Raw genomic sequence first — 19,090 nt, 5'->3', positions numbered from 1 at the left:
GGCGCTAGCCCTTCTTGACCTTGGCCGGGCGCATCCGGGCGACGATGCCGGTGTCGTAGTCGCCGGAGAGGAACTCGTCGTTCTCCAGCAGCTCGGCGAAGAACGGCAGGTTGTGCTTGGGCCCGGCGATCTCGAAGCCGGCCACCGCGGCGCGGGCCTTGGCCAGCGCGTCCGCGCGGTCCGCGCCGAGCAGGATCAGCTTGGCCATCAGCGAGTCGTAGAACGGCGTGACGGTCGTGTCCGGACCGTAGCCGGAGTCGACGCGCACCCCGTCGCCGGTCGGCTCCACCCAGGTCTCGACCTTGCCGGGGCCGGGCAGGAAGCGCTTCGGGTCCTCGGCGTTGATCCGCAGCTCGATCGCGTGCCCGGCGGTGGCGTGGACGGTCGCCGGGTCGAAGGTCGGCGCCAGCCCCGACGCGATCCGCAGCTGCTCCTCGACCAGGTCGATGCCGTGGATCAGCTCGGTGATCGGGTGCTCGACCTGCAGCCGGGTGTTCATCTCCAGGAAGAAGAACTCGCCGGTGGCCGGGTCGAGCAGGCACTCGACCGTGCCGGCGTTGCGATAGCCGACCGCCTCGCCCGCCTGCACCGCGGCCGCCAGCAGGCGTTCCCGCAGCTGCGGCGTCACGGCCGGGGAGGGCGCCTCCTCGGCCAGCTTCTGGTTGCGGCGCTGCACCGAGCACTCGCGCTCGCTCAGGGCCACCACCCGGCCGTCGGCGAGGCCGAGGATCTGCACCTCGACGTGGCGTACCCGGGGGAAGTAGCGCTCGATCAGCACCGAGCCGTCGCCGAACATCCGCTCGGCGAACGCGCGGACCTTGTCGTACTCGGTCCGCAGGGCGTCCTCGTCTGCGGCGACCGCCATGCCCATGCCGCCGCCGCCCGCGGCGGCCTTGACCATCACCGGGTAACCGATGCCCTCGGCGGCCTCGATCGCGGCCGCCACGGTCGCGGCCGGATCGGCCGTGCCGGGCGCGACCGGCACGCCGGCCGCCGCCATCAGGTTCCGAGCATTGATCTTGTCGCCCATCGCGGTGATCGCGTCGGCCGGCGGGCCGACCCACACCAGGCCGTTGGCTTCGACGGTACGGGCGAACTCGGCGTTCTCGCTCAGGAAGCCGTAGCCGGGGTGGACGGCCTGCGCACCCGTCGCCTTGGCCGCCTTCAGGATCGCCTCGGTGTTGCGGTAGCTCTGGGCCGGGTTGGCCGGTCCCACGCACACCGCCTCGTCCGCCTCGGTGACGAACGGCATGCCCACGTCCGCCTCGGAGTGGATCGCGATCGACCGGATCCCCAGCCGCCTGGCGGTTCGGATGATCCGGCGGGCGATCTCGCCCCGGTTGGCGATGAGCAGCGACTCGATCATTTCGCTCTTTCCCCTCGTGCTTCCCGGCGCGGGGTGTCCGCCGCGGGTGGGCTCAGTGACCGATGAGGGCGTGCAGCGTCGCCGTGCGCAGCAGCGCGGCGCGGCGCCGGCGGTCCACCTCGCCGCCGAGGAACGGCGTCGAGTTCATCAGGCCGAACGCGGAGTGGGCGAGCACCCGGGCCTCGCCCGGTTCCAGCTCGGGGCGCAGCGTGGCCAGCACGCCGACCCACTCCTCGACGTAGAGCCGCTGCAGCCGGCGGATCTGCCGGCGCGGCTCGTCGGGCAGCCGGTCCAGCTCGTGCAGGTGCAGCGCGATCACGGCCGGGTTCGCCAGCGCGAACTCCACGTGGAAATCGATCAGGTCGATGAGCGCCGCCTGGGCGTCCTCCGGGTGCCGGGCGACACGTTCCTTGCCGCCGTGCAGCAGGCCGTCGCTGACCGGGATGAGGGCGGCCACCAGCATGGCTTCCTTGCCGGCGAAGTGGTGATAGAGCGCCGGGCCGGTCACGCCCGCGGCCGAGCCGATGTCATCCATCGAGACACCGTGATATCCACGCGCGGCGAAGAGGCCGACCGCGATCTCGAGGATCTCGTCCCGGCGCGAGCGGCGGCGGGGGGCCGGCGGTCCGGGACGCTGCTGCTGATCTACCGTCACCCGGCAACTCTAACCTGCTGTCAAGCCGATGCCTTAACGGCCGTTCAGCCGATTAGTCCTCCTCCACACCTTCGGTCCGGCGCAGCCGGGCCGCCTGCTCGAGGTGACCGCCCGCCTCCAGCGCCTCGGCCAGCACCCGGGCCGTTACCTCGCGTTGCGGCGCGTCCTGGGCCATCTCCCCGAGCACCGGCCAGAGCAGATCCTCGGCCTCCTGCGGCCGGCCAGCGCGCAGCAGCGCCTCGCCGAGCAGCGTCACAACCTGATCCGCCTCGCCGCCGGCGCCGATCTCGCGCAGCCGCTCGGGCATTCCGGTGACGTACGGCACAGCTTCCTCGGCCCGGCCCCGGGCCAGCAGCAGCCGGCCCATCTCGAAGCCGCGCATCGCCTGCTCCCAGACCACGCCCGGATCGTCGGCCACCTCGCCGGACAGGCCGGCGTGCTTGCGCTCGGCGAGCCGGAAGGTCTCCTCGGCGGCCGGCACGTCGTCGGCCCAGTGCAGCGCCATCACCCGGCGGCGCAGCAACCGCAGCTCACCGAGCGGATCGCCGGCCACCCGCAGATCCTCGGCGCCGGCCCCGAACCACTCCGCCGCCTCGGCGTCGCGGTCCAGCCGGAACAGCAGGTCACCGGCGTTCTCCCGGATCTGGCCCCGGCCCGCCGGGTTGTCCGCCAGCCGCGCGACCAGCTCCTCGTAGAGCGCCAGCGAGCCGGTGTTGTCGCCGAGCTGCCGGTAGAGGCCGGCCAGCAGGAAGCGGGTGTTGTCGGCCGCCTCGTCGTGGCCCAGCCGTTCCAGGCCGGACAACGCCTCCTCGGCCACCTCGGCGGCCTCCACGATCCGCCCGCTCTGCCGGTATGCCTCCGCCAGCTCCTGCCGGATGAAGGCGCCGCCCTCGTCCAGCTCCTGCTCGGCGCAGAGCGCCACGGCCTCGACCAGATCCTCGATCGCCTCGCCGTGCCGCTCGAGGTGGACAAGGGCCCGGCCCCGGCCGAGCCGGGCGGTGAGCGCGGCGGCCGGCTCGCCCGCGGCGAGCACCTCGCCGAACGCCTCGGCGGCGGCCTCCGGATCCGAGGTGAGCTGGCCGAACAGGGCGGCGGCGTCGGCCAGCCGCAGCGCGGGACCGTGCTGCTGGAAGTACGCGCGGGCCTCGGCCGCCGCGGCCAGCGCCTCCTCGTGCCGGCCCGCCGCGGCCCGGTTCGACGCGCGGCGCGCCAGGTAGAAGGCCCGCAGCCGGGGGTCGTCGGTCTCGGCGGCGGCCAGCTCCGACCGGTCGTGCGCCTCGTTGGCCTCCTCCGGGCGATCCTGGACGAGGTTGATGAGCGCCAGCCGCGACCAGGCAGCCGCCCGCTGCCGGGCGTCGCCGTGCTCCTGCTGGTATGCGGTGTCCGGCTCGATCAGCGCCCGGCCCTCGTCGGCCCGACCGGCCAGCGCCACCGAGACCCCGAGCCGGCCCCGGGCCACCGACGCCTCGCCGGGGCAGCCGGCCGCGGCGAACAGGTCGATCGCCCGGCGCCAGACGACCGCCGTGCCGTCCTGGTCGTCGGCGCGCCAGAGCTGGCTGCCGTACAACATCGCCCGGCGGGCGGCCCGCCGCATCAGCACGGGGTCGCCCTCCGGCGTCGCCGCCACGTCGGTGCCCGGGCCGAAGCGGTCGTCGTAGACCACCAGGACCGCGTCGGCGGCGTCGTCCCGGTCCTGCAGCTCGTGCTCCTCGGCCAGGCCGAGCAGGGTGTCGGCGTCCGCATCGGCCGGGATCTCGATCGGCTCGGCGGGCTCCGGCGCGGGCGGCGGCTGCGGCGCCGGGCGGCGCCGGGCCGACGCCGACAGCGGCAGGACCACGTCGTACGGCTCCGCGGTGAGCTCCGCCGCGATCTGCCGGCTCTGCTCAGTCGTGCCGTTGCGCGCGTCGAAGCGCAGCGACAGCGCGGTCGCGTAGGCCGCCAGCTCGTCGGCGAGCTCCGCGGCCGTGACGTCCGCCTTGTCCCGCCGGCGCACGATCGTCTTGCCGTGACCCAGCGCGACCAGCCGGCGCAGCAGCAGCGCGGCGGACGCGGCGAAGTTCATGCCCGCGGCCGGCGACGGCGCCCGGTCCAGCCAGTCGATGTGCCGCTGGAGGATCTCCAGCCCGCGGTTCTCGTTGCCGGTCCGCGCGCAGAACGCCACGTGATCGCCGATCTCCCAGAGGTCGGCGAGGTTGCCGCGCATCAACCGGTAGGACCGCCGGTGCGCGTCCGCGGCCTCCTCCAGCCGGCCGGTGCGCAGGTACGGGACCATCAGGCCGCTCAGGATCGTCTGCGGCTGCTCGGTGCAGCTCAGCCGGCCGGCCAGCACCGGCTCGGCGAGGGCCACCGCCTCCTCGTCGCGGCCCCGGCTGGACAGGTACGTGACCTGGGCCGACGGGTCGCAGCCCGCGCAGTCGGAGAGATCGTCGCGGGGGGTGGTGTTCCACCGCTCGTAGAGCCGGTCGGCCTCGTCGGTCAGGCCCACGTGCCGGGCCACCACGTACCGGTGCTTGTGCACGGCCTGCAGGCTGCGACCGGCCCGCAGGTATCGGCGTTCCATGTCGTCCAGCACCGCGTACGTGCGCGCGAGCGGCACCTCGGGGAACTTCGTCAGCGCCGACACCATGTACTTGAAGTGCCAGAGCAGGTCCCGCTCGGTGCGGGCGTGGAACGGCGCCGGGTCACGGTCGAAGTCGCTCAGGCACCAGGAGAACGTGACGAAGGACTTGGCGACCTCGCCGCCGTACGTGTACGCCGTCGTGGCCAGGATGCGCGCCTGGTAGCCCAGCTCGCGGTCGCCGAGCGCGTCCGCGTGCCGGATGACCTGCTCGATGACGGCGATCTGCGCGGCGCCGTACGGCATCCGGTGTGCCTCCTGGAGCAGCCCCCACAGCTCCTCGGCGGACCGGCTCACGACGCCTCCCCCGGTACCGCCCGACCCAGCAGGCCGAGGAACGACGTGTTGAGCAGCGCCGCGTCCGCGGGCCGGATCGGGTGGTAACCGAGCAGCAGCGCCTGGCCGTACAGGGCCTCGACGGCCAGCGCGGTCAGGTCCGGGTCGCCGATCGCGGTGACCCGGCGGACCAGCGGGTTGCGGTGGTTGAGGACCAGTTGCGGGCGGTCCGGCGGGTCGCTGTCGGCGAGCGCGTCCAGCACCCCGCCCCACAGCTCGTCGGCCTTCTCCCGGGTGGCGGTGAACTCCTCGTGGAAGTGCGCGGCGCGGCTGACCAGGTAGAGCGCCGGCAGGCTGGCCGGCTCGAAGGTGCGGACGACCACCTCGCAGCCGAGCCGGTCCAGCCGGCGCTGCGCCGCCGACAGGAACGGGCGCAGCCGCAGCTCCACCGCCGCCTCCACGGCGTCGAAGCGGGTCGCCAGGTCGGTCGGCTCCAGCCGTTCGACCTTGATGGCCCGGTCGAGCTGCGGCAACCGCTCGATGATCTCGGTGTCGTAGGTGTAGCCGCCGTTGATCAGCCCCACGTCCTGGGCGGCGGCGACGGCCGCGAGCTGGCGGAACTCGTCGGTGGTGGCCGCATACCGGATCAGGCCGTGCCGGGTGCGGAACTCGGCGAGGGTCATCTGGCCGGTGTTGGTCTCCATCGGCCACCACTGCTCGACCAGGCGCAGCATCTCGTCGTCGTGCAGCGCGAGCGCCTTGACCCCGAGGTGGTGGATGCGCAGGAACTCGGCCAGCCGGCGCGGGTCGGTCGAGGCGAGCCGGACCAGCCAGCCGCGCAGCTGGTCGGCGACGGCCTCGCGGGTGGCGACCAGCAGGCTGTCGTCGTAGAGGGCCTCGCGGCTCGCGGTGGGCCGCAGCTCGGTGCTGTCGACCACGCACCGCGCGAAGAAGGCCCACTCGGGCAGCAGCCCCTCGACGGCCTCGGCCAGCAGCATCCGCTTGAGGTAGACCCGGTGCCCGCCGCGGGTGGCCGGGTTGACCGGGGTGGGCAGCACGAACGCGGCCCCGGTGAGCCCCGCCTCGGGCACGTCCAGCTCGATCACGTCGAACGGGGTGAACCCGAGGGTGCGCTCGGCGTAGCTGATCGCGGCCCGGCGGCCGGCCTCCCAGGGCACCTCGCCGACCGTGACCGTGCTGCCGTCGACCTCGACGTCGACCGGGAGCAGCGAGCCGTAGAGGGTGGCGAGCTGGGTGACCGTCGGCCCGACCAGGAACATCTCCGAGCCGCGGCGCGGGATCAGGGTCACCGACGTGCCGGGCTCGCGCTCCGGGCCGGGGCTGACCTCGTAGCGCCCGTCCGCATACCCGGTCCAGAGCACCGGGGCGGCGCCGGCCCGGCGGGTGTGCACCCGGATCTCGTCGGCGACCAGGAAACAGGAGAGCAGGCCGATGCCGAACTGGCCGAGGAACTCGTGCCGGGCGAAGCCGAGCTCGTCACGCTTGGAGCTGCGGCCGATGGTGGCCAGCAGCTCGTGCACCTGCGGCTCGGTCAGGCCGATGCCGTTGTCGGCGATGCGCAGGCTGCCGTCACCGGTGGTGGTGGACGACTGGATGCTGATCCGTCCGGTGCTGCCGGGCTCGTCCTGGCCGACCGCGGTGATCGCGTCGACGGCGTTCTGCAGCAGCTCGCGCACGTAGACCCGCGGGCTCGCGTAGAGATGATGGCTGAGCAGGTCCACGATGCCACGCAGGTCGACCTGGAAGGTGTTGCTCACGTCGGTTCGTCGCCCTCCCCCGTCGGCGGTGAGGCGCTCAGGGTACCGGCACGATCTGACCTTCGTTGTCCGCCTTTTCCGTGACCCACCACGGGCGTGAGCAGGCGGCCGCCAGGATCGCACCGACGGTGTTGACGAGCACGTCGTCGACGCTGGAGACCCGGCCGATCGCGAGCACCCACTGGAGCACCTCGATGGCGACCGCGCTCGCCGCGGCGAGCGCCAGCATTCGCGGCAGCGAGCCGGCCCAGCGGAACCGGATCGGCAGGAAGAAGCCGACCCCGGCCAGCACCGCCAGGTTGCCCACGAGCTGCGCCAGCGCGGTGCCCGGGTCGCCGGAGAACCAGGAGGGCAGGTCGTGCAGGGGCACCAGATCGATCGACCGCGGGGTGCGCTGCGGGGTGAAGAGCATGCCGAGGAACGGCACCGTCCAGCAGAGCAGCCCGACCTCGGCGAGGGCCTCCCGCACGGACCGGGTCCGGCGCCGCCGGCGGTACGCGGCGACGCCGGCGAGCGGCAGGACCAGCAGCGCGACGATGATCGTGGTGCTGTGGTCCCGCCAGGCCGCCCCCATGCCCGCCGAAGCTAGTCGGTGCCGCCAAGGGACAGGTCAGGAGAGGCCGCCGGGCTCGGCGCCCTTGGCGATCGGCGCGCGGACCAGGTTGCCCCACTCCGTCCAGGAGCCGTCGTAGTTGCGGACCTGCGGATAGCCGAGCAGGTGGTGCAGCACGAACCAGGTGTGGCTGGACCGCTCGCCGATCCGGCAGTACGCGATCACGTCATCGCCTGTCTCCAGCCCCAGCTCGTCCCGGTAGATCTTGAGGAGCTCGTCGGCCGGCTTGAAGGTGCCGTCCTCGTTGGCCGCGGACTTCCACGGCTTGCTGAGCGCGCCGGGGATGTGCCCGCCGCGCAGCGCCCCCTCCTGCGGGTACGCCGCCATGTGCGTCAGCTCGCCCGTGTACTCCTGTGGGGAGCGCACGTCGACCAGGGGACGACCGGTCGCGATGTGCGCCATGACCTGATCGCGGAACGCACGCAGCGGGCCGTCCTCGCGGGCCGGCACCGGATACGCGGCCGGCGGGCGCTCGGTGCGCGCCCGGGTCAGCTCGCGGCCCTCCGCCACCCACTTCTGCCGGCCGCCGTCGAGCAGCCGGATGTCGCGGTGCCCGAAGAGGCTGAACACCCAGAGGGCGTACGCGGCCCACCAGTTGAAGTTGTCGCCGTAGAACACGATCGTGTCCTCCCGGCCGATGCCCTTGGCCGCGCACATCGCGGCGAACGCCTCCGGGTCGAGGTAGTCGCGGGTGAGCTGGTCGTTCAGCTCCAGGTGCCAGTCGACCTTCACCGCGCCCGGGATGTGGCCGCTCTCGTACAGCAGCACGTCCTCGTCCGACTCGACGACCACCAGGCCGGGAGTGTCGAGGCGGGCGGCGAGCCACTCGGTGGTGACCAGCTTGTCGGGATGGGCGTACGCCTGCAGGGCCGGCGCCGGATCGTTCTCTACTGACATGTCACTCACGCTATCGCTTCGATCGGTCCCAGCTCGGGACGCTTGGCCTGCACAAGATCGCCGGAGGAGGCGCCGGCGAGGCGCCGCTTGAGCCAGGGCGCGAAGTGTTGCCCGGCCCAGCGCAGATCGGCGCCCCGGGCCAGCAGCCAGGGACTCGGCGCCGGCATCGGCGGCACGAGCAGCCAGTCCTCCGCCACCCCGACGCCGAGGGCGTTCAGCACGTGCGCCGCGACCCGGCGGTGCCCGGCCTCGGACAGGTGCAGCCGGTCGACGCTCCACAGCAACGGGTTGCGGAAGGCGTCGTCGGCGAAGAGGTCGATCAGGATGGCGCCGTGCCGCTGGGCCAGCTCACGGGCGCCGTCGTTGAGCGCGGCGGCCCGGGGCCCGACGATGCGCTGGCCCGGCAGGTGTGCGGTGACGTCGGCGAACCGGAACAGGATCACGTCGGCCCCGGCGGCACGGAACTGCTCGACCGCCGGATCGATCTTGTGCACCAGCCCGTACGGGTCGACCTTGCGACGCAGGATGTCGTTGCCGCCGGCGGCGAAGCTCACCAGGCTGGGCCGCATGCCGAGCGCCGGGCCGACCTGCTCGGTGAGGACCTCGTTGAGCACCTTGCCGCGGACCGCCAGGTTGGCGTAGCCGAACTCGGGCCCCGCGTCGAGGGCGAGCCGGGCGGCCACCAGATCGGCCCACCCGCGGTAACTTCCGTCGGGATAGGAATCGTCCATCCCTTCGGTGAAGCTGTCCCCCATTGCCACGAAATTGTTCCAGGTCATGGCCACCTCCCCGTGAATCCATTCGTGCCCGTCAGTTTCGCACCGGCCTGCGCCGGAGGGCAGCGTGACGCTGGCGACATTCGGCGCGGGTAGCGACCGGTTCACCCGGGTACGGCTGGGACCACGGGGTCGTCGGGGAGCGGGAGGTCACCACTCATGGCCAGGACAGCGGTGGCCGACGTCATGACGAGGCGGGTGGTCTGCCTGCCCGGCGCCACCATGCTCGACGAGGCGGCGCAGGCGATGCGCGACCAGTCCATCGGCGACATGGTGGTCACCGACGGCCCGACCATGTCCGGGCTGGTCACCGATCGCGACATCGCGGTCCGGGCGATGCGCGAGCGCGACGTCCGCCGGCTGCTCGTCTGCGACGCCGACCGCAAGCTGGTCGGCATCATCAGCCTGAGTGACCTGGCGCTGCTGCCGGGCTCGACCGCGGCCTGAGGCGGGGACGTAAGGTCGGACCCGTGAGCGACATGCCTGCCAAGCTGGCCGAGATCGTCGACGACTTCGCCTCGGCGCCGCGCGAGGTCGTGCTCGAGATGCTGCTGGAGTTCTCCGACGCCGTACCGCCACTGCCCGAGGCCCTGCGGGGCCACGACGGCATGGAACAGGTGCCGGAGTGCCAGACCCAGTTCTTCCTGCGCGCCGAGGTGCAGCCCGACGACACGGTCGTCAGCTACTTCGACTGCCCGCCCGAGGCGCCGACGACACGGGCGTTCGCGGGCATCCTCGCCGAGGGTCTGGACGGTGCCTCGACCGGCGAGATCCTGGCCGTGCCCGACGACCTCTACACCCGGATGGGCCTGGCGACGGCGATCAGCCCGCTGCGCATCCGCGGCGGCACGGCGATCCTGGGCCGGCTCAAGCGGCAGATCCGCGAGCAGTCATGAACATCGAGATCTGGCACGACCTGGTCTGCCCGTGGTGCTACCTGGGCAAGCGCCGGCTGGAGGCGGTGCTGCTGGGCTACCCGGGCGACGTGACGATGACCTTCCGGGCGTACCAGCTGGACCCCGCGCCGGTCCCGGCGCCGCTGCCGATCAAGCAGGCGATGACCGCGAAGATCGGCGACCCGCGCCGGGTGGAGCAGATGTTCCAGCACGTCACGGGGATCGCCCGCCGCGAGGGACTGGCCCTGGACTACGACCGGGCGCTCGCGGCCAACACGTTCGACGCGCACCGGCTGGTCGCCTGGGCCGCGGCTCAGGAGCTCCAGCTCAACATGATCGAGACGCTGCAGCGCGCGCATTTCATCGACGGCGTGGACCTCGGGGCGCACCGGGAGCTGGCCCGGCTCGCCGGGGAGATCGGGCTGGACGGGCGGGCGGCGCTGGCCCATCTGGCTTCCCCGGCGGGGACGGACGCGGTCAACGCCGATCTGGCGGAGGCGCGTGAGCTAGGCATCACTAGCGTGCCGACGTTCGTGGTGGACCGGCGGTATGTGATCCAGGGGGCGCAGGAGCCGGCGGCGCTGCGGTCGGCCCTTTCGGAGATCGCCCGGCGCGAGGCCGTCGACGCCACTCGGTGAGGGGTCACGTGTCCCTCTTCAGGGTTTCACGTGGAACGCTATCGAGGGTGATGGATGGGTCGGCGCATGGCGATCCGATGAGCGGGGTCCAGGCCGTGGGCGGCCTCGTCGGCCATGAGCGAGGCCAGTTCGGGTCCGTGGTCGGCCGGCGCGAGGACGGTGAAACCGAGGCGCTCGTAGTAGGGGCCGTTCCATTGCACGTCGCGGAAGGTCGTCAGGGTGAGGGCACGGCGGAGATCCTGGGCGGCGGCCCAGTCCTCGACGTGGTCGATGAGGTCACGACCGATCCGCCGGTGGGCATGGGCGGGATCAACACTGACCTGCTCGATGTGGGCGGCGCCGTCAACGACCTTGACCAGAATGAAACCCACGGGCCGACCGTCGTCGGGCCGACCGTCGTCGGGCCGACCGTCGTCGGGCCGACCGTCGTCGGGCCGACCGTCGTCGGGCCGACCGTCGTCGGGCCGGCCGGCGTCGACAGCGACCCAGGAGTGGCCGGCGCGCTGATAGTCGGTCAGGGACTCGATCGTGGGGACAGGGTGGTCGGCGATGTCGGCCATGCCGATGGTCCGGAAGAGCTCGCCGGCAGCCAGTTCGATCTGCTGGATGATCGGAAGGTCCGAGGGCCGGGCCGGCCTGATGGAGATCATCCGGTCGACCGAACCAGTCCCACTCCCGGCCGTCCAGCCAATTACCCGGAACGCCCACCGGTGACCGGAAACGGCTAGATCTCGCGGGCCAGCCCGTCGATGACCTCGGCGCCCGGCAGCGCACCCAGCGCCGGCCCCGCAATCGCGATCTTGCTGTGCCGCACCCCCGACCCGATGATCACGTGCGGCGTCGCGGCCACCCGGGCGTCGACCAGCACCGGCCAGGACTTCGGCAGCCCGATCGGCGTGATGCCGCCGTACTCCATGCCGGTGAGCCGGACCGCATCGTCCATCGGCGCGAAGCTCGCCTTGCGCACGTCCAGGTGCCGGCGGACGACCCCGTTCACGTCGGCTCGGGTGGTCGCCAGGATCACGCAGGCCGCGTACCGGGTCACCTCACCGCGGCGGCCCGCCACGATCACGCAGTTGGCCGACTCCCCCAGCGTCACGCCGTACGCCTCGCAGAAGGCCGCCGTGTCGGCCAGGTCCGCGTCGATGGGCGCGACCAGGATCTGGTCCCCGTCGATGGGCGCCTCCGCCGGCCACACCTCCAGCGCGGCCGCGACGGGCGGCGCGAGCAGGTCGAGCCGGGACACCGCGGGTTCGAGCTTCAGGGATCCGATCACGCCGACATCTTCTCCCGAACCGGGCCCCACTAACCAGAAAAGTCCCGCGCCTCAGGCCGGGCGAGATCTTGCCGACTGTCAGTTGATGTGGAGGAGAGACGCGGCGCACGGGTCGGGACCGTCAGCGGTCTCGCCCTGCTCGCGGGCGGCACCGCCGTCGCGGCGGTGGCCGGCGGCGCCCAATCGGTCTTCGCCACCGTCCTGCTGGGGATGCTCGCGCTCGGCATGGGCCACGCACTGCTGACCGAGATCCAGCGGCAGGCGCGCCGCCGCACGGTCGGCGGCTGGGCCGCCCAGGACACCGTCAACACCGTGCTGCTGGCCAGCTGGGCGGGCGGCGCGCTGACCGCGACAGTCCTGGCCGGCGCGCCGGTCAGGATCCGGGCCGTGGGCCTCCTGCTGACCCTCGGGTACGCCCTGAGCTGCGCGTACTTCGTCCGCGAACGCCGTCACGCGATCACCTCGACGGCCACGGAAGCAGCCGCCACGACGGTCGAATCCGGCTGACCCGGTCAGTCCACGGGCAACGCGACGATCATCGGCGGAATCGGCAGCCCCGGCCCGTCCGGCCGCACGTCAGGCAGCGGCACCCAGTCAAGCCCGACCGGCAGCGGCCCGCCGACATGCGCACCGAGCTCCGGCTCACCGTCCGCGACGGTCACCGCGAACACCGACGTCATCCCCGACGGGTACGGCGTGTCCAACAGGTACCGGGCCTCCTTGACGACCAGGCCGACCTCTTCGAGCACCTCACGCCGAACCGCATCCTCGGCCGTCTCCCCGGGGTCGATGCCACCGCCCGGCAGGGTCCACCACTCCCGGTTACCGTCCCGCAGGCTGCGCTCGTGCACCATCAATACCCGGCCGTCCCGCACGATGATGGCTGCAGCTCGTTTCCGTCCACTCACGAGTGAAGGCTAACTGTCAGACCGTGGCCGTAAGGTCACGGGGAACCGACGACGACATCGACGAGAGGTGCACTCATCCCCGGACACGCCACGACACCACGCTGACCACGCCACGCCCGCGCACCCATCGACCGGCGTCGGCCCGCCCGGCGTCGCCACCCGGGCGCGCCACCGGCCCGAACACGCCAGGCCAGCCGCGCCTGCACCTGTTGCTGCCCGCCGGCCTTGACTCGTCAGGCCGTCGGCATCCGGGTGCCTCCTCATCCCTGCCATGCCTGGCGGGTCGCCGACATGCCGCTGGTGCCGTCGCGCCGGGCCTTCACGCACAACACCTGGTTGATCCCGATCCGCGCCTGCTCGAACGCCATCGCCGAGGCCGCCATGTACAACCGCCACACCCGCGCCCGTCCCGCGCCGGCCAGCCGCACCGCGGTCGGCCAGTCCGCTTCCAGGTTCGTGACCCAGGCCCGCAGCGTCCGCGCGTAGTGCTCGCGCAGCGCGTGCACGTCCCGCACCTCGAAGCCCGCCTCCTCCAGCACCGAGACCGTCGACCCCAGCGACGCCAGTTCGCCGTCCGGGAACACGTACGCGTCGATGAACGAGCGCCGCTTCTTCGCGCCCGCCGTTCCCGGATGGATCGCCGCGATCTGGTGGTTGAGCAGCCGCCCGCCCGGCTTCAGCTGCCGGAACAGGGCTGCCGCGTACTCGGCGTACCGACCGGAGCCCACGTGCTCGGCCATGCCCACGCTGGAGATCGCGTCGTAGGGGCCGTCGTCCGCGTCGTGGTAGTGCTGGATCCGGATCTCCATGTGTGCGGTCAGCCCCGCCTCGGCCACCTGCTTGCGGGCGTAGTCGGCCTGTTCCGCCGAGAGCGTGATGCCGACGACGTCGACGCCGTACTCGCGGGCCGCGTGCAGCGCGAGCGCGCCCCAGCCGCAGCCCACGTCGAGCAGCCGCATGCCGGGCTTCAGCGCGAGCTTGCGGCAGATCAGGTCCAGTTTGTCGCGCTGCGCGGCGGCCAGGTCGTAGCCGGCGTCCGTACTGGTCCAGTACGCGCAGGAGTAGACCATGCTCTCGCCGAGCACGATCCGGTAGAAGTTGTTGCCCACGTCGTAGTGATGGCTGATCGCCTGGCCGTCACGGTGCCGGGTGTGCCGTGACCCGCGCATCGCGATCTCCTCCGGCGGCGGCTTGGGCTCCGGGCCGAGGACGCCCAGCCGCAGCAACTGTGCGGCCACGGCCCGTTTCGGCAGGCCGCGGGCGTCGGCGCCACGGAAGATCAGCGGGGCCAGCCGGCCGAGCGCGTCGTAGAGGTCACCCGTCACGTCCAGGTCGCCGGAGACGTACGCCCGGGCCAGGCCCAGCTCGTCCGGTCGCCACATGAGCCGACGGAGTGCCCGTCTGGTGCGGACGATGAGAAGCGGCGTACCGGTGGGCCCGGTTTCGGAACCGTCCCAGGCCCGCAGCCGGACCGGCATGGGTGATTGCAGCAGGGTTTCCAGCAGTTCTCGCAGCTGGACGGCGGTGGAAGAAGGCATCGACCCTCCCTGGGATGCCCGCAGGAACTTAGGTGAGCTAAATATCCTCCCGGCAACCTTCTACCGGTAGCACGGTGTGACGTACGAGTCAGCTAAACGCTGCGCAGGACCCGCTCGAACTTCTCCGGCGGCATCGACCGCGCCCGCTCCCGCCAGCTGTCGGCGAACGCCGTCACCACCGCCCGCCGCTCACCGTCCGGCAGAATTCCGGCGAACGGCGAGGACACCCGCAGCTCCACGGCGTAGGCGGCCGAGGAGGTCAGCGCCTCCAGCACCGCCTCGACCCCCTGCTCGAGCACGGCATCCCAGCGGTCCAGCCACTCCCAGGCCCGCCCCTCGGGGTGCATACGCCGCAGCCGCCGCAGGTTGATCGCGGCCGCGGCCAGCACGGCCCGCGGATCACGAACCAGCCGGCCGGCGACGGCACGATGCAGCCAGAGCGTCTCCAGCTGCTCGCGATCCATCCGCGGCTCGATCAACGCCTCGACATCACACCGGCGCATCCGCCGCTGCGAGCCGATCAAGGCGTACGGCAGCAGCCCCCGCAGGCAGAGGTCAACCACATGCGCCCGCGACGACCGCAACAACACAGCCGCCTCGCCGGTCGTCAACCACTCTCGTGCACGCATCGTCACACGTGGATATTGGCGGCACCGCCCCACCCCACGCAACAACCGAACGGCTGATGGTTCTTACCGCCCACAAAATCCATATCGGACTCCGGGCGGCTACGACCCGAGCATGGTCCACTGCCCCTCGGAGACCACCTCGACGGCGCCGTCAACGACCTTGATGGCCGTCTGTTCGTCGATGGCGTAGGCCGGCACGCCGATCCCGGCAGCCCAGCGCTCCGCGTCGGCCAGGGTGTTCGTCGGGAAGGCGTTCAGGTGCGGGAAGATCGAGAAGTCGACGACCCCCAGGGCACGGTCGTCCGGCGCGGACGGCCACTCGACGAAGTACGCACCGATCCGGGGCGTCATCACCATGCTTCCGGCGCTCACTCCCACCCAGACCAGGTCGGGCAGCGAGGGCAGCAGATCAGCCAGCCCGGACTCCCGCATCCAGTGACACAGATACGTCGCGTCGCCGCCGTCGACCAGGAGCACGTCGGCCTCCCTGACCCAGGGAACCCATCGCTCCGCGCCGATGGTGGGCAGCGCGGTGAGCTCAAGAACACCGAGCGAAGCCCAGCCCAGGCCGGACAGGTGCCGGAAATCGGGCCCAGCGCTCAAGAAGCCCCGCACCGACGTCGGACCACACATCGGGTGACCCCACTGCGCCGTCGGGATGCAGAGGGCGCGGCACTCGGCGACCGGCTTGCCGAGAAGCTCCACAAGAGCCGAATGGATGCTCGGATTCGTGACGCCGCCCGAGGTGAGCAAGAGCTTCAAGATGCCTCCGATGTTTCGGGCACTCTCACCGTGGAAGTTCCGGCAGCCACAGAACTGCCCGCTGGCTGCCCACACCGCCGAAGAACTCGGCTCGACGTATCCGACGGGCCCCACGGTCGACCAGGGCGCCAACATCCGATCAAACCCACCGGGCAACTTCCAGAACCCGAACGGCCGCACGCTCGTGCGATCGGTGACGGCATCAAACAACTCGTCCTTCATCGGTACGAGCGACACGTCGTCCCGCAGAGACACCACCACCGCGTCCGGGTATCGGGCAGCCCCGGCGGCCACAGCGTCCGAGGCTCCGAGGACGGCCTCCAGCGTGTATCCCACGTCCAGAACCTAGGCCATGAGATCCGCGGCGGGCCGGGCCATCCCCTCCCCGCTTCCAGCACGAAGACCGGCCTGGCGGACCAAGCGGTGTCATCCCAGTCGGGGGCCGGGGGCCTGCAACGTCACACCGAGCGACGCATGACCGCGTCCATCGTGCCGGGCATCGATGGTGAGTTCTCGCTCCAACGACTGCCACGTGCGGACGCCATCCCAGCCCTGCCAGTCATTCGCGAGGCTTGCCACGAAGCCGGACAGCGTCGTCGCGAGATCGTCATCGATCCCGTCAACCTTGGCAATCGTCGCCGCCGTAATGCCGTCCTCATGCAACTCGGTAGCGACCGTGTAGACACAGCCGTCCCCCTACGGATCCCGCGGCGGATGGACGACCCACCGCGCCGCATCGGCGTCGCCCAGGACGAACGGCTCAGTCATGGTGAGGGAGTATGCCCGGCATCAAATTGGTCGCTCTGCCTGCCTGGACACCGCGTTGCGCCGATGATCGCCGTATGGCCCCAGCCGCAGAACGCTCCAGGCACACGGTCGTCGTGGGCATCGCCGACTGGATCTTCATCGACGGGACGATGGACAACGCGATACAGAGCTACCGGGACGAGTGCTGGGATCCCGACTCCGGCGCCGAGGCACGCGCCGCGGATGCCCGCGCCAGCGCCCTCGCCGACCTTGGCGAAAGCGTCAGCCAGGCTGGCCGGGACCAGATCACGGAATGGCCGTCCGGCATCGGGTCCGCCTGGGAGTTGCCGGAGCCCGGTGAGCCGCACAAGGTGACCCTGAACGTGGCCCAATGGGCTCTCGTCGTGTCCGAACTCGAAGACAGCGCGGTCGTGGACGACCAGATCGGCGAGCCGGCGGACGCGGCACGGGTACGCAGAATCGCTGCGCGCATCAGGCAACAACTGGCGAAACAAGGACTGGTGTCCGTGCCGTCCGTACGCCCAAATGATCAGGGTCGGTGAACCCCAAAACTCTCGCCATTCGTGCCGTCGCAGCCTCAGCGCCAGCCTTCCCGCAGATCTTGATGAGCTAAAACGTTCCACCCACACCACACCGCTACAAGGTCCACCACTCGAATCCCTTTCCTCCTGAGATGACCCTTCGATGGGCAATCTCTGCATATCGGATGAACCCGACAGCGGGCTGGATCACGGGGGCCGTGATCCATAAATGGCGAAAGTCGAGTGGCAGCTCTTCACGGGCACAGTGTCCCCGATGAACTTCGTCGCTTGTCGATCGCGACAAGCTCAGGAGACGGCCGTGCGAAGGCGAAGCACGGATCGTCAACCCGGAGGTTCACAGTCGATCGCCGACCTGCTCCGTGCAGCGAACTCAAGCGTCTCCGACCGAGAACACGCTGCTGAAGCACGGCCCCAGCCAATCCGGGATGGCCAACGGATCGACGATCGCGGCGTCCATTGGCACATCCGCGGCCGGGGCATCGAACCTGAAGGTCCGGCGCTGCGCCGGCTCCCTGAAGCGCACCGACCTGCGAGTCCTGCATGCGTACGGCGCCCATCCATGCGAGGTGTCCGGCCACGAGCGCGAGACGCTGCTGGAGCGAGTGGGCGATTCGCCACCGGCGACGCTCCGGCTCACAGCGCTTTCTGGCTGGCGGAGTTCCGCAATGGCGATCGACAGGTCATGCTCGTCATCGAGGAAGCGTGCTGATGGCGACTGCCCTGGTCGGCGAGCGTCCAGCAAGAAGTGGGATCACAGTGAAGTGATCCCAACGGTCTTGCGATGGCGTTCACCCTGATCAGGGGCGGGATGTGTGGAGCCCAGGGGACTTGAACCCCTAACCCCCGCCTTGCAAAGGCGGTGCTCTGCCAGTTGAGCTAGGGCCCCCGGTGCGCGGGACTCAGCGCAGGTCAGGCGCAGTCGTAGCCTCGTGCCACAACGCGCGCTCGTCGCTGGATGCCTTGACCCTCTTGACGATCAGGGCCGTCGCGCCGACGACGCCGACAACGATCAGGAGCTTCTTCAGCATGGCTGGGTCCCCTTACATCCGCGGCGGGAGGAGGTGCGTGGTGGGGCTAGCTGGAATCGAACCAGCGACCTCAGAGTTATCAGCTCTGCGCTCTAACCGACTGAGCTATAGCCCCGTGACAGCGACACGAAGATTACCGTACCGCCTCGCGGTCCCCCAAATTGGGGGCGGCCGCCGTGTCGGACACGGCGGCCGCGACCACGTCTTGCCTGTGCTCAGTCGCGCTCGGCGAGCGTCAGCTCGACGCCGCCGACCAGGTCGGCGCAGACGTTGTAGATGAAGGCGCCCAGCGTGGCCAGTGCGGTGAACAGCACCACGTTGACCGCGCCGATCAGCATCGACGTGCCGATGACGCCCCAGGCGGTGATCCGGAAGCCGCCGCCGGTGCTCGCACCCTCGGTGCCGCCGCTGGCGCTCACCAGGCTCTGCAGGCTCTTGTTGACCTCCTGCCAGACGCCCATGGCGTCGAGCGAGAGGTACAGCACCGAGGTGGCCACGACCACCACGATGAACAGGACCACCGAGACCGCGAAGGCGAACTTCATCACGGACCAGGGGTCGATCCGCTTGAGGTTCAGCCGGGCCCGGCGGGGGCCGCGTGCCGCTGCCGACGTCACCGTCGAGCGCGCGGAGCGGACCGCCTCGGAGACCCGGGCGGCGCCCACGGCCGCGGAGCCGCTGGCGGCGGTGGTGCCCGCCGGCCGTTTGGGGGCCTCAGCGGGTCGCTGCGGGGCCGTGCCGGGCTTGACCGGGGGCTGAACCCCGGTGCGCCCGGGCTGCGTGCCCTGACCCGCCGCGGCGGATCCGCCGCTCTTGCCCTTGGTGACGATCGGCACCGTGGCAGAGCCCTTGGCGACCGACGGACCCGTGGGGCCCGCGGGGCCGGTGGGGGCTGCTGGTCGCTTCTGCTCGGCCTGACCATCACCGTCGGCGGCGGGCTCACCCGGCGGCGGGGTCATGCCCGGCGCACGGGTGAACTTCGGCTGGGACGGGGCCTCGGCGGGGACCGCCGCGCGGCCGGCAGCCTCGCGTCCGGTCGGTGTGGCGCCGTCCTTGTTCGGCTCCGCATCGACCGGAGATGCCGAGGATCCCGGGCCCCCCGACTTCGCCTGTGTCTCCGGCATCAA

20 protein-coding genes, 2 tRNA genes and 1 pseudogene are annotated in these 19,090 nt (G+C 71.4%); 5 read left to right on the top strand and 18 right to left on the bottom strand.

The annotated features are described in order from the left end of the window. Positions 1 to 4: 4 nt before the first annotated feature. From ACIBQZ_RS30190 to ACIBQZ_RS30160, 7 genes are read right to left on the bottom strand one after another with little or no spacing between them, the layout of a single operon-like run. Complete coding sequence (locus tag ACIBQZ_RS30190) at positions 5 to 1,366, bottom strand: acetyl/propionyl/methylcrotonyl-CoA carboxylase subunit alpha (protein ID WP_396092200.1); 1,362 nt, start codon at positions 1,364 to 1,366, stop codon at positions 5 to 7. Between the two features lie 52 nt (positions 1,367 to 1,418). Continuing rightward, the gene (locus ACIBQZ_RS30185; protein ID WP_396092199.1) at positions 1,419 to 2,021 is read right to left on the bottom strand and encodes a TetR/AcrR family transcriptional regulator; all 603 of its coding nucleotides are present in this window, start codon (positions 2,019 to 2,021) and stop codon (positions 1,419 to 1,421) included. A gap of 52 nt (positions 2,022 to 2,073) precedes the next feature. After that, positions 2,074 to 4,935 carry a tetratricopeptide repeat protein gene (locus ACIBQZ_RS30180; RefSeq protein ID WP_396092198.1) on the bottom strand — a complete coding sequence of 954 codons (2,862 nt, stop codon included), beginning with the start codon at positions 4,933 to 4,935 and terminating at the stop codon, positions 2,074 to 2,076. Then, the gene (locus ACIBQZ_RS30175; protein ID WP_396092197.1) at positions 4,932 to 6,692 is read right to left on the bottom strand and encodes an HSP90 family protein; all 1,761 of its coding nucleotides are present in this window, start codon (positions 6,690 to 6,692) and stop codon (positions 4,932 to 4,934) included. Before ACIBQZ_RS30175 ends, ACIBQZ_RS30180 begins: the two co-directional genes overlap by 4 nt. Positions 6,693 to 6,729: 37 nt before the next feature. Then, the gene (locus ACIBQZ_RS30170; protein WP_396092196.1) at positions 6,730 to 7,266 is read right to left on the bottom strand and encodes a VanZ family protein; all 537 of its coding nucleotides are present in this window, start codon (positions 7,264 to 7,266) and stop codon (positions 6,730 to 6,732) included. 36 nt (positions 7,267 to 7,302) lie between these two features. Then, the gene (locus tag ACIBQZ_RS30165; RefSeq protein ID WP_396092195.1) at positions 7,303 to 8,202 is read right to left on the bottom strand and encodes a sulfurtransferase; all 900 of its coding nucleotides are present in this window, start codon (positions 8,200 to 8,202) and stop codon (positions 7,303 to 7,305) included. Positions 8,203 to 8,207: 5 nt separating this feature from the next. Next, positions 8,208 to 8,981 (bottom strand): SGNH/GDSL hydrolase family protein, encoded by a 774-nt coding sequence (locus ACIBQZ_RS30160; RefSeq protein ID WP_396092194.1) that lies wholly within the window; start codon positions 8,979 to 8,981, stop codon positions 8,208 to 8,210. 156 nt (positions 8,982 to 9,137) lie between these two features. Here ACIBQZ_RS30160 and ACIBQZ_RS30155 point away from each other — a divergent pair, with 156 nt between their 5' ends. The 3 genes from ACIBQZ_RS30155 to ACIBQZ_RS30145 are packed head-to-tail and all read left to right on the top strand — an operon-like array spanning position 9,138 to position 10,512. Further along, positions 9,138 to 9,425, top strand: coding sequence for a CBS domain-containing protein (locus tag ACIBQZ_RS30155; protein WP_396092193.1), 288 nt, complete (start codon positions 9,138 to 9,140; stop codon positions 9,423 to 9,425). A gap of 23 nt (positions 9,426 to 9,448) precedes the next feature. After that, complete coding sequence (locus ACIBQZ_RS30150; protein WP_396092192.1) at positions 9,449 to 9,874, top strand: SufE family protein; 426 nt, start codon at positions 9,449 to 9,451, stop codon at positions 9,872 to 9,874. After that, on the top strand, positions 9,871 to 10,512 hold the full coding sequence (locus tag ACIBQZ_RS30145; protein WP_396092191.1) for a DsbA family protein: 642 nt from the start codon (positions 9,871 to 9,873) through the stop codon (positions 10,510 to 10,512). The genes ACIBQZ_RS30150 and ACIBQZ_RS30145 overlap by 4 nt, the downstream gene beginning before the upstream one ends. Before the next feature lie 38 nt (positions 10,513 to 10,550). Here the strand turns inward: ACIBQZ_RS30145 and ACIBQZ_RS30140 are convergent, their stop codons facing one another. Beyond that, positions 10,551 to 11,072, bottom strand: a complete 522-nt coding sequence (locus ACIBQZ_RS30140; protein ID WP_396092190.1) for a GNAT family N-acetyltransferase — start codon at positions 11,070 to 11,072, stop codon at positions 10,551 to 10,553. A gap of 164 nt (positions 11,073 to 11,236) precedes the next feature. Further along, positions 11,237 to 11,785 (bottom strand): YbaK/EbsC family protein, encoded by a 549-nt coding sequence (locus ACIBQZ_RS30135; protein ID WP_396092307.1) that lies wholly within the window; start codon positions 11,783 to 11,785, stop codon positions 11,237 to 11,239. Positions 11,786 to 11,875: 90 nt separating this feature from the next. On the opposite strand from ACIBQZ_RS30135, the gene ACIBQZ_RS30130 reads away from it, so the two are divergent. Next, entirely contained in the window at positions 11,876 to 12,295 is a 420-nt protein-coding gene (locus tag ACIBQZ_RS30130; RefSeq protein WP_396092189.1) for a hypothetical protein, read from the top strand. 5 nt (positions 12,296 to 12,300) lie between these two features. Here the strand turns inward: ACIBQZ_RS30130 and ACIBQZ_RS30125 are convergent, their stop codons facing one another. The 5 genes and pseudogenes from ACIBQZ_RS30125 to ACIBQZ_RS30105 all read right to left on the bottom strand — a co-directional run. Continuing rightward, positions 12,301 to 12,696: an NUDIX domain-containing protein gene (locus ACIBQZ_RS30125; protein ID WP_396092188.1), complete on the bottom strand. Its 396-nt coding sequence runs from the start codon at positions 12,694 to 12,696 to the stop codon at positions 12,301 to 12,303. Between the two features lie 260 nt (positions 12,697 to 12,956). Then, positions 12,957 to 14,234 (bottom strand): class I SAM-dependent methyltransferase, encoded by a 1,278-nt coding sequence (locus tag ACIBQZ_RS30120; RefSeq protein ID WP_396092187.1) that lies wholly within the window; start codon positions 14,232 to 14,234, stop codon positions 12,957 to 12,959. A gap of 92 nt (positions 14,235 to 14,326) precedes the next feature. Continuing rightward, positions 14,327 to 14,863 (bottom strand): helix-turn-helix domain-containing protein, encoded by a 537-nt coding sequence (locus ACIBQZ_RS30115; RefSeq protein ID WP_396092186.1) that lies wholly within the window; start codon positions 14,861 to 14,863, stop codon positions 14,327 to 14,329. Between the two features lie 99 nt (positions 14,864 to 14,962). Continuing rightward, entirely contained in the window at positions 14,963 to 15,625 is a 663-nt protein-coding gene (locus ACIBQZ_RS30110) for a Type 1 glutamine amidotransferase-like domain-containing protein (protein ID WP_396092306.1), read from the bottom strand. Positions 15,626 to 16,051: 426 nt separating this feature from the next. Further along, positions 16,052 to 16,291, bottom strand: a pseudogene (locus ACIBQZ_RS30105) (DUF6228 family protein); the annotation flags it as partial. Positions 16,292 to 16,506: 215 nt separating this feature from the next. Here ACIBQZ_RS30105 and ACIBQZ_RS30100 point away from each other — a divergent pair. Next, on the top strand, positions 16,507 to 16,935 hold the full coding sequence (locus ACIBQZ_RS30100) for a hypothetical protein (protein ID WP_396092185.1): 429 nt from the start codon (positions 16,507 to 16,509) through the stop codon (positions 16,933 to 16,935). Between the two features lie 813 nt (positions 16,936 to 17,748). On the opposite strand, the gene ACIBQZ_RS30095 is transcribed toward ACIBQZ_RS30100, so the two are convergent. The 4 genes from ACIBQZ_RS30095 to ACIBQZ_RS30080 form a co-directional block, all read right to left on the bottom strand. Continuing rightward, a tRNA-Ala gene (locus ACIBQZ_RS30095) sits at positions 17,749 to 17,821 on the bottom strand. A gap of 13 nt (positions 17,822 to 17,834) precedes the next feature. After that, positions 17,835 to 17,963, bottom strand: a complete 129-nt coding sequence (locus ACIBQZ_RS30090) for a DLW-39 family protein (RefSeq protein WP_396092184.1) — start codon at positions 17,961 to 17,963, stop codon at positions 17,835 to 17,837. Between the two features lie 38 nt (positions 17,964 to 18,001). Next, positions 18,002 to 18,078 (bottom strand) — tRNA-Ile (locus ACIBQZ_RS30085). Positions 18,079 to 18,178: 100 nt separating this feature from the next. Continuing rightward, positions 18,179 to 19,087, bottom strand: a complete 909-nt coding sequence (locus ACIBQZ_RS30080; protein WP_396092183.1) for a DUF3566 domain-containing protein — start codon at positions 19,085 to 19,087, stop codon at positions 18,179 to 18,181. Positions 19,088 to 19,090 lie beyond the last annotated feature (3 nt).

The sequence above is a fragment of the Actinoplanes sp. NPDC049599 genome, assembly GCF_044465625.1.
GTDB lineage: Bacteria > Actinomycetota > Actinomycetes > Mycobacteriales > Micromonosporaceae > Actinoplanes.
The sequence above is the reverse complement of the archived record's forward strand: the minus strand, read 5'-3'. Positions and strand labels throughout refer to the sequence as shown.